Annotated in this window: 8 protein-coding genes and 1 pseudogene; 4 read left to right on the forward strand and 5 right to left on the reverse strand. The window is 52.3% G+C overall.

What is annotated here, in order from left to right:
- Nucleotides 1–56: 56 nt before the first annotated feature.
- Together uvrA and BSZ31_RS01370 are read right to left on the reverse strand one after the other, a co-directional pair.
- Nucleotides 57–5,712, reverse strand: a pseudogene (gene uvrA / locus BSZ31_RS01365) (excinuclease ABC subunit UvrA).
- A gap of 112 nt (nt 5,713–5,824) precedes the next feature.
- Nucleotides 5,825–6,472, reverse strand: coding sequence for a hypothetical protein (locus BSZ31_RS01370; RefSeq protein WP_105027211.1), 648 nt, complete (start codon nt 6,470–6,472; stop codon nt 5,825–5,827).
- 150 nt (nt 6,473–6,622) lie between these two features.
- On the opposite strand from BSZ31_RS01370, the gene BSZ31_RS01375 reads away from it, so the two are divergent.
- Together BSZ31_RS01375 and BSZ31_RS01380 are read left to right on the forward strand one after the other, a co-directional pair.
- On the forward strand, nt 6,623–7,855 hold the full coding sequence (locus BSZ31_RS01375) for a YjgN family protein (protein ID WP_105027212.1): 1,233 nt from the start codon (nt 6,623–6,625) through the stop codon (nt 7,853–7,855).
- 68 nt (nt 7,856–7,923) lie between these two features.
- Nucleotides 7,924–8,865, forward strand: coding sequence for a M48 family metallopeptidase (locus tag BSZ31_RS01380; RefSeq protein ID WP_105027213.1), 942 nt, complete (start codon nt 7,924–7,926; stop codon nt 8,863–8,865).
- A 170-nt stretch (nt 8,866–9,035) separates the two neighbouring features.
- Here the strand turns inward: BSZ31_RS01380 and BSZ31_RS01385 are convergent, their stop codons facing one another.
- On the reverse strand, nt 9,036–9,587 hold the full coding sequence (locus tag BSZ31_RS01385; protein WP_105027214.1) for a hypothetical protein: 552 nt from the start codon (nt 9,585–9,587) through the stop codon (nt 9,036–9,038).
- Nucleotides 9,588–9,761: 174 nt separating this feature from the next.
- Nucleotides 9,762–10,826 carry a 3-deoxy-7-phosphoheptulonate synthase AroG gene (gene aroG / locus BSZ31_RS01390; protein ID WP_105027215.1) on the reverse strand — a complete coding sequence of 355 codons (1,065 nt, stop codon included), beginning with the start codon at nt 10,824–10,826 and terminating at the stop codon, nt 9,762–9,764.
- A gap of 14 nt (nt 10,827–10,840) precedes the next feature.
- Here aroG and BSZ31_RS01395 point away from each other — a divergent pair, with 14 nt between their 5' ends.
- A complete protein-coding gene (locus BSZ31_RS01395) occupies nt 10,841–11,131 on the forward strand; it encodes a hypothetical protein (RefSeq protein WP_105027216.1) in 291 nt (96 codons plus the stop codon).
- Nucleotides 11,132–11,342: 211 nt separating this feature from the next.
- Nucleotides 11,343–11,774: a hypothetical protein gene (locus BSZ31_RS01400; RefSeq protein ID WP_105027217.1), complete on the forward strand. Its 432-nt coding sequence runs from the start codon at nt 11,343–11,345 to the stop codon at nt 11,772–11,774.
- Between the two features lies 1 nt (nt 11,775).
- On the opposite strand, the gene tldD is transcribed toward BSZ31_RS01400, so the two are convergent.
- On the reverse strand, nt 11,776–13,245 hold the full coding sequence (tldD, locus tag BSZ31_RS01405; protein ID WP_105027218.1) for a metalloprotease TldD: 1,470 nt from the start codon (nt 13,243–13,245) through the stop codon (nt 11,776–11,778).
- Nucleotides 13,246–13,255 lie beyond the last annotated feature (10 nt).

Raw genomic sequence — 13,255 nt, forward strand, 5'->3', positions numbered from 1 at the left:
CCCTTTCATCTAAGGAACAAATGCGGCCGGAAAGTTCCTCCAGCTATTGATACATATCAGTTTCTACTGGCGTAAAACTGCGCCAGCGCGGCTGCAGTGTGCCCCGCTTTCTTGCCTTTCGCCTTGGCCAGCGTTTGCGGGCTTCCCTGCGCCACCAATTGACCTCCGCCAATGCCAGCCTCGGGACCCATGTCGATCACCCAGTCTGCCTGGGCGATCAAGTCAAGGTCGTGTTCAATCACCACCACCGTGTGGCCCGCGTCCACCAGCCTGTGCAGCACGGCAATCAGCTTTTCCACGTCGTTCATATGCAAGCCAACAGTGGGTTCGTCCAACACGTACAAAGTGGGCGGGCTCATTTGTACACCCGCTTTGTTTTCCCGCACCTTCACCAGTTCAGTCACCAGCTTGATCCGCTGCGCCTCGCCACCGCTCAGCGTGGGGCTGGGCTGGCCAATGGTCAGGTAACCGAGGCCAACGTCGTTCAGCAGTTGCAGGGCTTGCGCGATTGCCGGGTGCGCCTCAAAAAACGGCGCCGCCTCTGAACAACTCATGTTCAGAATTTCCGCAGCGGTTTTGTCGCGCCAGGTGACTTGCAAGGTTTCAGGGTTGAATCGTTTGCCTCGGCAGGCCTCGCACACCACTTTCACGTCTGGCAGGAAGTTCATTTCAATGGTTTGCATGCCCTGGCCATCACACACTGGGCAGCGGCCGGGCCCTGCATTGAAACTGAAGCGGTTGGCTGCAAAACCGCGCATGCGGGCTTCAATGGTGTCGGCCAGCACATTGCGAATTCGGTTCCAGAAACCAATATAAGTGGCAGGGCAACTGCGCGGCGTTTTACCGATCGGGGTTTGGTCCACTTCCAGTACACGGGCCACTTGGTCAGCGCCCTCAATGGCATCGCAGGCAAACCAGTTGTGTACGGGCTTGCCTTTCTTGTTTTGGTTCAACACGTACTGACGCATATTGGCCAACAAAATGTCGCGGGCCAGGGTAGATTTTCCGCTACCAGAAACGCCAGTGATGGCCACCAAACGGCCCAGTGGAATATCCACATCCAAACCCGTAATGTTGTGCAGTTTGGCACCCTTGATACTCAATCGTACTGTGTCTTTTTCAACCAGCCGTTTGGGGCTTGGCAGGTGCGGAATGGGGTTCTTCAGGTAACGGCCTGTCAGCGAATTTTTGTCCGCGGTTACCTCAGCCACTGTGCCTTGGGAAATAATTTCACCACCCAATGTGCCCGCACCAGGGCCAATGTCGACCAAGCGATCAGCGCGCTGCATGGTGTCAATGTCGTGTTCAACAATCACCAGGGTGTTGCCCTTGGCGCGAAGTTCCTCAAGCGCGTCCAGCAGGCGATGGTTGTCGCGGGTGTGCAAACCAATGGTGGGTTCGTCCAGCACATAACACACACCGCGCAGGTTGGTGCCCAACTGGCTGGCCAAGCGAATGCGCTGGGCTTCACCACCACTCAGGGTGGGCGCGCTGCGGTTCAGGTGGAGGTAATCGAGCCCCACCTGTTTCAAAAACTTCAATCGCCCAGCCATTTCAATGCGAATGTCTTTGGCAATTGCAGTTTCACGTTCATCCAACTCAAGCTGATCCACCCACAGCAAAGCGTCACTGACTGTTTGGTCGGCCAGTTCGGCAATGTTGTTGTTCTTGAACTTCACAGCCAGCGCGGTGGGGTTTAGGCGTTGGCCATTGCATGATGCGCACACCATGCTTTCCCGCAAATAGCTTCCTTCTTCATTTTCAGCATTTTCGTCTGCACTTTTGTCTTGCTCAGAAAGCCACTTGCCTTCTTCGCCTGTGGTTTCAGCATCAAAGCCTTCTACTTCTTCACCCACCCCAAAACAGCTGGCGCACCAGCCATGTTTGCTGTTGTAGCTGAACAAGCGCGGGTCGAGTTCCGGAAAGCTGCGCGCGCAACTGGGGCAGGCACGTTTGGTGGAATAAAAACGAATGGCAGGTGATTCGCCTTTTTTTCCGGGCGCCTCGACCATTACTGTGCCTTTGCCATATTCCAGCGCAAGTGCCAGTACTTCGCGCAGTTCTTTCTCACCTTTGGCTTGAATGCTCAGGGTTTTAACGGGAAGTTCAATGTGGTGTTCCTGATAACGGGCCAATTTGGGCCAGGGGTTGGTGGGCACGTACTCACCATCCACGCGCAGGCGTTCATAACCGCGGTCCAAGGCCCATTTTGCAATTTCGTTGTAAATACCTTTACGCCCCTGTACCAGTGGGGCCAGCAAGGTAATCTCCTGCCCTTTGTAATGCTGCATGATTTGCGCCAGCATGCTGTCCATGCTTTGCGGAGCAATGGGCACTTCGCAAGTGGGGCAATGCTGAATGCCCAGCTTCACGAACATCAGGCGCAGGAAGTGGTACACCTCGGTGACTGTGGCTACTGTACTTTTTCGACCACCACGGCTGGTGCGCTGCTCGATCGCCACCGTGGGTGGGATGCCAAAAATAGCATCCACATCGGGCTTTGCGGCAGGCTGCACAAACTGGCGTGCGTAGGCATTCAAACTTTCAAGGTAGCGGCGCTGGCCTTCGGAAAACAAAATATCAAACGCAAGGGTGGATTTTCCGCTGCCCGAAGGCCCGGTAATTACAGTCATTTTTTCACGCGGAATAGTCAAACTGACGTTCTTCAGGTTGTGCTCGCGCGCATGCAAAATTTCAATGCCATCGGTCAAACCTCGGCGGCTACTTGCCGTGTTTAGCCCATACAAGGCGGCAGCCTCGGCCACCATGTGGTCACTACCTTTATCACTGCCTTTGTTCAAATCGGCAGCATCCAGCAAATTGGTTTGCGCCAAATACTGCTTAATTGCAATGCCGGTGTGGCTGGCTTTGTTCTTTGCAAGTTGTTCAGGTGTGCCTTGGGCCACCAGTTCACCACCGTATTCACCCGCTTCAGGGCCAAGGTCGATGAGCCAATCGGCGGCGCATATTACATCCAGGTTGTGTTCAACGATCAGCACACTGTGCCCTGCTTCCTGCAAAAGGCGCAGCGAACGCATCAGCTTGGCCACATCGTCAAAATGCAAACCGGTGGTGGGCTCATCAAACACAAACAGGTCACCACGCTTGGCCACTTTCTGGCCGCTGGCAGTGGGCTTCAAGTTGGCCAGAAAGCCAGCCAGTTTCAAGCGTTGTGCTTCACCACCGCTGAGCGTGGGCACGGGCTGACCCAGGCGCAAATAATTCAAACCCACTTGTGCAAGCGGTTGCAGTGTTTTTAGCAGTGCGGTGTCTTTCTCAAACAAATCAAGGGCCTGGTCTACAGTTAGCTCAAGCACCTGCGCCATGTTCAACACTTGGCCTTTGCGCTCAAGTGTCACTTCAAGCGCCTCTGGCCGGTAGCGTGTGCCATTGCATTCGCCGCAGCGCAAATACACGTCGCTTAAAAACTGCATTTCTACATGTTCAAAGCCATTGCCGCCGCACATGGGGCAGCGGCCGTCGCCACTGTTGAAACTGAAAAAGCCGGGTTTGTAATCGCGCTCTACGGCAATTTTTGTTTTGGAGAACAGTTTGCGAAGTTCGTCAAACGCACCGACATAGCTGGCGGGGTTGCTTCGCGTGGTTTTGCCGATCGGGCTTTGGTCAACAAAGGCCAGTTGTGAAATATGCTCTACACCCTCCAATGAATCAAAGTCACCCGGTGACTCTGTGGGCTCGCCTTTTATTTTTTTAATGGCGGGTACCAGAACGTCTTGCACCAAAGTACTTTTGCCCGAACCTGAAACACCAGTGAGTACCACCAAGCGGTTCAGCGGCAATTTGAAATCAATGTTTTTCAAGTTGTTGGCGCGCACACCAGTCAAGGCAATATGCTCTGTGGAATCGCCCAGCGGCTCGATGTTTTCCACCACCTTCAGTTCGCCCTTCAAGTAGCGGGCAGTCAGCGAATTTGCCTGGGCAATTTTGGCGGGCGCGCCATCAAACACAATATTGCCACCGGCTTCACCCGGGCCTGGACCAATGTCCACGAGCCTGTCAGCCTGGTTCATCAATTGCGGGTCGTGCTCAACCACAACCAAGGTGTTACCGGCCTCTTTCAGACGCTGCATGGCTTGAGCCACGCGCGCAATGTCTCGGGGGTGCAGGCCCACCGAGGGTTCGTCCAATACAAACAAAGTATTCACCAGCGAACTGCCCAGTGCCGTGGTCAAATTGATTCGCTGTACTTCACCACCACTCAGGGTTCTGCTTTGCCTGTCCAGTGTCAGGTAACCCAAGCCCACTTGAATGAGGAAGCCCAAGCGGGTGCGAATTTCTTGCAACACCAAATCACTGGCCTCATCGAGCGCGCCGGGCAGTTGCAGGTTTTTAAACAGTTGAGCCACTTTCAATAGCGGCATCTGCATGATTTCATGAATGCTGTGCTTGCCAGAATCGCTGGGCAACTTCCACAGCAGTGAATCGGGTTTCAAGCGTGCACCGCCGCAATCCCCGCAAGGGGTGTAGCTGCGGTATTTGCTCAACATGACCCGCACATGCATTTTGTAGGTGCGACTTTCCAGCCATTCGAAAAAACGGGCCACACCATAGAACAAGTGACCGTCCCAATTGCCGTCAAAATTGGCATCGCCTTCAATCACCCACAACTTGTGTTCTTCGGGCAAATGTTTGTAAGCAATATCGGTGGCAATGCCGCGTTTTTTGGCAAATTTCACCAAATCTTTCTGGCAGCTTTTGAAACTCTCCGTGGTCCAGGGCTTTACCGCACCTTCTTCCAGCGATTTGTTTTCATCAGGGATAACAAGGCCATAATCGATTCCAATCACCCGTCCAAAACCACGGCAGGTGTCGCAAGCGCAAGGGGGAATTGAAGCTGAAGTGGCTGGGCAGCGGGCTTGAGTAATCCAGATCACAGGTGGCGCAGTGCAGCCCCTCGGAATAGCGCCAGGGCTCTCGTTCTACAGCCCCTTCATCGCCAGTTTCAGGCAGCGCAAACACATTCACTTTGCCTTTGCCGCGGTGCAGGGCGCTGGCCACGGCGTCGCTAAAACGACTTTCCTCAACACCCGCCACGCGGAAGCGGTCTTGCACCACATCGAGCAATTTTTCCACCACGCTGCGGCCTTTTTTAATCGGTGTTTCGCGGTGAATTCGGGTATAACCTTGCGCGCTCAAGAAATCTTCAATCTCCTGAGTCGTAAATTTTGCGGGCACGCGCACGGGAAAGGTAACCACCAAGCGTGGGTCGTTTTGCGCAGCGGCCTTGTCCAGTATCGATTGTTTGATGGTGGCTACGGTGTCTTCACGTACCCACTGGCCACACTGGCGGCAATGCAGGTGGGCGGCGCGAGCGTAAATCAACTTCAAGTGATCATTGATTTCAGTCATTGTGCCCACGGTGCTGCGGGAGGTGCGCACGGGGTTGGCCTGATCGATGGCAATGGCGGGCAACACGCCTTCAATGCTGTCTACATCGGGTTTGTCCATGCGGTCCAGAAACTGGCGTGCATAGGGTGAAAAAGTTTCAACGTAGCGGCGTTGCCCTTCGGCATACAGGGTGTCGAACACCAATGAACTTTTACCACTGCCTGACACACCCGTGAACACGGTGATTTCACCGGTTTTGATGTCGATGTCAACGTTTTTCAGATTGTGCTGGCGGGCACCCTTGATGCGAATGATGTTGCCAAGGTATTGAGAATTTTGGTCTTTTTTTGCTTTGCTAGTCATGGGGTGCCTGCAGGGTAAAACAGTTGCTACATGACTTTGATTGTAATGGGTGAGGCGAGCTTAACCGGGCCTAAGCCGCCTGCTTGATTGAAATTATAAAACCCGGCGTTGCCTACTGGCTGAGGGGCAAGGGCTGAACACGATGACGCACGCTTGGCGACTCGATTTGATCCCGCAGATGCATGGCTGCAGCCGTCAACGTGCCTACCCGCAACTGCCCCAGCAGTGGTGTTTGAATACCGGTGGGGATGGAGCCCTGAACCGCCAGATATGCTGAATTCAGGTCACCCAACTGTTGATAATCCCGGGGCAGTGCATTGTGGCAGGCTGGTGCATCGCGCCTGGGCAAGACAGTGGCCACCAAACCCTCTGCCAAACGAATGTGGGTTTCAAATGTGGCGGCCTCTTGTTCGGCTTGAACCAGTATTTTTGTAGGTTTCCCCTGATCAGCCCGCTTCAAATCGGGTTTGTAACTGTTTTTCACCACAGCATCCAGACAGCCTTTCAAGTTATCAGCCTGGTCGTAAACAAGGCTACTGCATGCCTGCAAGTTTTCAAGGTTTTGAATCACCGGATTGGCCACACTTGCTGGCGTGGCAAAACGTCGGCATTGCTTCAGATAATCTTTTGCCAGCGAGTCGACCGATTTGGTCAAAGCACTGGATTCTTTCTTCAACGTTTGAACATCAGAGATGAAACCATCCAGCACCGCGGTACTGTGCTGCAACTGGGCATGCAGATTTCCAATCGGACTTTGCATAATCAACACTCCTGAATCAGTTAAGGAGCGCTTCGTGGGGAAACATACAAGAATGGTTCCTTCTTGGTACCTCTCTGCGGGGAAACGTACAAATGAACTTTCCGGTGCGGCAAAGTCACTTACTTTGTTTACATGATTGGCTGTTAGTCCATGCTCGATACCAACACCCCTGACAAGTTCATTTTTCATGGCGCAGGCCGCGAATATTTCAAAATCTGGCTTGTAAACCTTGTACTCACCATCGCAACCTTGGGTATTTACGCGGCATGGGCCAAAGTGCGAACCCGCAAGTATTTCTACCAATCCACTGAATTAAACGGCAACAGGTTTGACTATCACGGCGACCCCAAAGCAATACTGAAAGGCAATTTGCTGGTTGTCTGCATCGCACTGACCTACCTGTTTTCATCGGCTTACTCCCCAGGTTTTGCGGGCTTGATCATGTTGTCGGTGATTTTCCTGATGCCACTGTTTCTGGTCATGAGCCTGCGTTTTCACTTGGCTAACAGCAGCTATAGGGGGTTGCGCTTCCGCTTCAACGGCGCAGCTAAAAGGGCCTATGGCAAATTGATAGTCACCATTTTGATCAGTCTGGGCTTTTTTGTGGTGCTTGGCATGGTGCTCGGAATCGGTAGAGGGCTGATCAACCTGGAATTCTCTGGGGTAACCTCAGTCCTGATGATCATTGCAGCCTCACTGTTGCTAGGCACTGGCATTGCATTCATTCTCGCCATGTTCATCAGCGGCCTGCGCTTGTTTGTCATGAATCACTCAAACTTCGGCAACGCCGAGCTGAAGTGCGGCGCTCAGTTTGGCGAATTTGGCAAAACCACCCTGAAATCAACATTTTTGGCTGGCCTGGCTTTGTTTCTTCTGGCCATTGCTGCATTTGCCATCAACATGAGCCTATTCACCGACGCGTTCGATTTCTCGATGCCCTTGAGTGAAGAAACCCCCACGACAGAAGACAGCGCTGCGCAAGAACAAGCACATGTGGCCATGCAAGCCATGGCCATGCTTTCAAGCCTCGGCGCAATTGCATTGCTGGCTTATCTCGTATTGTTTGCATTCGGCGCCTATTTGAAAACCGCCATTGACAACCTGATGTGGAACAACACCACACTTGCAAACCAGCATCGGTTCAAAAGCACGGCGAGCCCAATCGCGGCCACATGGATCCACATCAGCAATATTCTCCTGATTGTTTGCACCATGGGTTTGTTTCTTCCATTCGCACGAATTCGCTCAACACGCTACAGAATTACACACATGGCATTCGTCCCCGTGGGCAGCATCGACGAGATTATGCGAGAAGAGCAGAGCAAACAAAAAGCTTTCGGTGACAGCATGGGGGATGCACTTGGTTTGGAACTTGGCATTTGAGATCAAACCCGCATCCCACTGCTTTACCGGCCATTTACTTTAACGGGGAGGTACTGAAAGGTACCCCCGTGAATGTCTACAACGATGCTGGGCAATTGGTGTTTTTGGTCAACGATACAAAACATGCCTTTGCTTTGCGCAATATCAAGCGCCCGGAAAGCTTCGGCAATGCGCCAATTGTGCTTGATTTGCCCAACGGGGGCACACTCGAATTTGATAGGGAAAGCTGCTCAAGCACCCTGCAATCCTGGAAAGTACTTTCCTTAAGCTGGTTTGAAAAAGTTCAATACCACCCCACTCAATGGCTACTTATTGGCATCGCGTCTATCGCGTTTGCAATTGGCCTTTACGGCCAAGGCTTGCCTTTGATCAGCAAATGGATCGCGTTTGCCACACCACCAGCCAAGCTGTCGGAATTAATGGGAAACGTGTTGATTGAGCTGGATGATGTTATTTTTCAACCCAGCAATCTAGACGATCAGGCGAAATCTACCTACCAGCAGCAACTGAACTCACTCATCGCAGGCCGCGCAGAGTTGTCCCATGTCAGGCTTGCGTTTCGCAGCAGTAAAATTGGTCCCAACGCCTTTGCCTTACCCGACGGCACCATTGTTTTAACCGACGAACTTTTGAACTTCCTACCGGCGAAGACCATTCCTGGTGTTTTGGCGCATGAGTTGGGGCATATTCAACTTCGGCACATGTTCCGCCGATTGCTGCAAAACGCTCTGGCTGGAACCGCAATTGCCATTTTTTCAGGTGATGTTTCAGTCCTGATCAGCACCTTGGGCACGCAATTGATTGCGCAGCACTACAGCAGAGAATTTGAACGGGAAGCTGATTTGTTTGCAATTGAACTGTTTGTTAAACAAGGGCGCGACCTTGCCGCACTTGAATTGCTACATGAAAAGCTCGGCAGCCTGGATGGTTCGGGTTCTACCGACTCGTCCTATCTGGACAGTCACCCAGGTGCTGAAGAACGAATTCAATTAATTCGAGAAAATCAATAAAACACGAAAGCCCGCTAAGCAAGCTTTCGCGGTACGACTATCACGAATTATCCGCCAAGCACTTTTTCGCACATCGTTGCATAAATGGCCTGGGCACAATCAATTCCCTTGAGCTAACACCCCAACAATTCGCTATTTGTTCAATTGGCATGTTATTTCTCATCGGAAAATTAATGAATATTCCTGTTCAAAGCCACAACGTTTGTATCCAAATCCGATTGGATATTTTGGCGAGTATATTGCGCAGCGATTCTCAGGTTGTTGACGGCTGTAGTTACCTTGGGCCCCTGGTCTGCACCAAGCTTGCTTGCTCGTTTCAATATCTTTTCCACTTGACCTGTGCACCAATTTACCTTGTGAGCTTGAGGAATCGCCGCGACATTGCCTTGGAACAAACCATCTTGATGATTCGAAAAGAAATCTACTTCCTGGTCGAGGCTTTTTGCTTTTGACGCAAAACTTTTGAGTGTATCTTTCGCTCCATCCAATAATTTGATTAATTGTTTGGATTGAATTGAATCCCCTTGGGGAGAAAATATCAGGGCTTTGGAGCTACCTGTGGTCGCCACCACATGTGCTCTCATATCTCGCGCAGTTTGCGCCAACTCAGATGCTGCATTGACCAAGGGAGAGATATCTCGTTTCAGGTTACTTAAGTTTTGTTTGTTGATATTGAATTGCTCAACAACCGGGTTGCTGGTAGCAACAGAACTTGAATACATCTTGAATAGTCCTCAAATTTGTGAAAAGGATAAGTCTGTTAACCAACCAAAAAAGAAGTTCGATTTATCAACAAAACTCAATCCGTTCTGCACAACAAAAATCCCGCTCGGGGGTTTGAACCCGGCGGGATTTTCTGAACTACACCAACAGTTGGCGGCGATTAAAACCAGATATCAGACAACCTGAGCCAACCTGCGTTTGCGCACACCTTGTGCCAAGGTTTCCAGTACTTGCAGGCTGTCGTCCCAGCCCACGCAACCATCGGTGATGCTTTGGCCGTAAGTCAAAGGCTTGCCGGGTTCAAGGTCCTGGCGACCTTCCACCAAATGGCTTTCAACCATCACGCCCATAATACGGGCGTCACCGGCAGCCAGTTGTTCAGCAATGTTTTCGCACACGCCTACCTGGTTCTTCGGCACCTTGCTGCTGTTGCCATGGCTTGCATCAATCATGATTCGGGCGGCGAGACCCGCCTTGCCAATATCAGCCGCAGCTGCCTCAACAGACGCTGCATCGTAGTTCGGGCCCTTCCCGCCACGCAAAATAATGTGGCAATCTTCGTTGCCCGAGGTGCTCACAATGGCGCTACGCCCTTCCTTGGTCACACTTAAAAAGTGGTGCGGGTGCTGAGCAGCTTTGATGGCATCCACGGCAATTTTCACGTTGCCGTCTGTGCCATTCTTGAAACCGACCGGGCAGCTTAGGCCCGATGACAACTCACGGTGAATCTGGCTTTCAGTGGTGCGGGCACCAATGGCGCCCCAGCTGACCAAATCAGCAATGTACTGTGGGGTGATCATGTCGAGAAATTCAGTGCCAGCGGGCAAACCAAGGCCGTTGATGTTCAGCAGCACTTCACGCGCCATGCGCAGGCCTTTGTTAATCTCGAAACTGCCGTCCAGATTGGGGTCATTGATCAAACCCTTCCAACCCACGGTGGTGCGGGGCTTCTCAAAATAAACACGCATCACAATTTCCAGGTCTTCCGCGTATTTTTCGCGGTACACCTTCAGCTTGTTGGCGTACTCCATGGCCGCTTTCACGTCGTGAATGGAGCAAGGCCCCATCACCACGATCAAACGGTCGTCGCCACCATGCAGAATTTTGTGCAAAGCGGTACGGCAACCTGCGACTGTGTCAGCAATTGCGGGGGTAATGGGCACGTCTGCGATCAAGGCCGCAGGGGTGATCAGTTCTTTAATTTCTTTGATTCTCAAGTCGTCTGTTACCGTGTTCATGCCAATTCTCCTGAATGCTGGCGCGCTTTTTGTTCAAAGTGTCGGTTCAAAAAAAAACCGCCAGGAGGTTCAGGCCTGGCGGTTTTGGGATCTGTTCGAACTATGTGTTTTTACGCACAACCCTCTTCCGCCGCTTGCCCAAACCAGGCAAAGAAGCCAAAAAAAGCATAAAAAGAGTGCGCGAAATTCGTGTTCATCTTTTAAATGTAATCAATTCATGGCCGCTGTGCAAGCGCGCTAAACCAAATTCTAACAAGTCACGGGTGGGTGTGGTTGGCATCCCACTGAAAAACAAGGAACTTTGACAGCTTTGAGTCCACTCAGGCGTTCAATTTCAATACACCACCGACGAATCATGAGCATGAACGGAATCAACCCAATTCAAGTGAACCCATTGAATTTTGCCCCAGCACCTCCCCAGGCCCAACAACGCCCCACCGTGGAAGCAGTAAGGCTCTGGCCACACAAATCAGGGGGCAGACTGCGACATTAATTCCGCTAGTCAACAATTTCTACATGGCATGGATGGTGTTGCCGCAAGCGCAGGCTGTCGCCGTTTCAGCCACACAACAACTCAAAAGCACGTTCCTGGAACCCGATGAGGGTCATGCGGATTTTCTTCGTAAACTGGAGAACTGTACTGATGAAGTGCGACACAACGCCAGAGAAGTTACTCGTTTGGCCATTTCATTGGACAACAGCTGCTTCGAGGCGCTCGAAATCGCAAGCCATTTGCTTGAGCAAGGTCCGAGCAACTTGCTGGTGACAACACCGTTGGGGCCTTGGTCTTTGTCAAAGCAGGCTATTGACACCAATTTGCTCTACCGGCTTACAGGAGACATAGACCTGCTGCAGGGCCCACAGCCCGGGGACCAAGGCAACCTGGCTGCCTTGCATGCAGAATGGGCGCAAGACGATGCGATCGACCCTTACGGCATGCCGCGCTGAATTACTGCGTACCGCCCATCACCAGCCCATCGATGCGCAGGGTGGGCTGGCCCACACCAACAGGTACGCTTTGACCTTCCTTGCCGCAAGTGCCCACGCCATCGTCAAGCGCCATGTCGTTGCCCACCATTGAAATTTTCGTGAGCGACTCTGGGCCGTTACCGATCAAGGTTGCACCCTTGAGTGGGTAAGTGATTTTGCCGTTTTCAATTTTGTAGGCCAGCGAAGCTGAAAATACAAACTTGCCACTGGTAATATCGACCTGACCTCCGCCAAAGTTCACGGCGTACACACCGTCTTTCACACTGGCGATAATTTCCTCAGGCGTTTTGTCGCCGTTCAACATGTAAGTGTTGGTCATGCGGGGCATGGGCAAATGCGCAAAGCTCTCGCGGCGACCGTTGCCGGTGACCGGCATTTTCATGAGCCTTGCGTTCGTAATGTCTTGAATGTAGCCCTTCAAAATACCGTCTTCAATCAAGGTGGTGCATTCGGTTTTGTTGCCTTCGTCGTCAATGTTCAACGAACCCCGGCGGCTGGCCAAAGTACCATCATCAACAATCGTGACCCCCTTGGCGGCCACGCGCTGGCCAATCATGCCTGAAAATGCGCTACTGCCTTTGCGGTTGAAGTCACCTTCCAGACCGTGGCCAATCGCTTCATGCAACAAAATACCGGGCCAGCCAGAACCCAGCACCACGGTCTGCAAGCCTGCCGGTGCTGGGCGGGCTTCCAGATTGATCAAGGCTTGGTCTACTGCAGTGTGGGCATGGTGCATCAAAAACGCGTCTGTAAACTGTGCAAAGTCGTAACGGCCACCAGCACCCGATGAACCAGTTTCACGACGGCCTTTTTGTTCTACCACCACACTCACGTTCACACGCACCAAGGGGCGCACATCTGCGGCGAGTACACCGTCACTGCGAGCCACCAGTACCACATCATAGGCGCCCACAATATTGGCCATCACTTGCTTCACGCGCTTGTCGCGCTTGCGTGCGAATTGCTCAAGACGCTTGAGCAGGTCTACTTTTTCAGTCGATGTCAGCGTGGGAATCGGGTTCAGAGGGCTGTAGAGTGCCCGGCTTTCAGCGCCAGCGAAGCCCTTGCCAGTTTTCAGGTTGCGATTGGCTGTTTTACCCAAGCTTGCAATTTCACGCACCGATTTCGCCGCTGCCAAGATGGGTTTGAAGGCGATGTCGTCGGAATAGGCAAAAGCAGTTTTATCACCGCTGACAGCGCGCACACCCACGCCCTGCTCAATGTTGTAGCTGCCCGATTTCACAATGCCTTCATCGAGCGACCAACCTTCAATGCAACCGTACTGAAAGTACAGGTCGGCGAAATCCACCTTGTGGGAAAAAATTTCACCAAAGGCCTTTTGAATGTGGCCTTCGTCGATACCGTAGGGGGTCCACAACAGGCTTTGGGCGGTGGCCAGGTTGGCGATGGCGGGGTCTACTACTTTCATGTTGAATCCT

The sequence above is a fragment of the Limnobacter sp. SAORIC-690 genome (assembly GCF_002954425.1).
Classification (GTDB): domain Bacteria; phylum Pseudomonadota; class Gammaproteobacteria; order Burkholderiales; family Burkholderiaceae_B; genus Limnobacter; species Limnobacter profundi.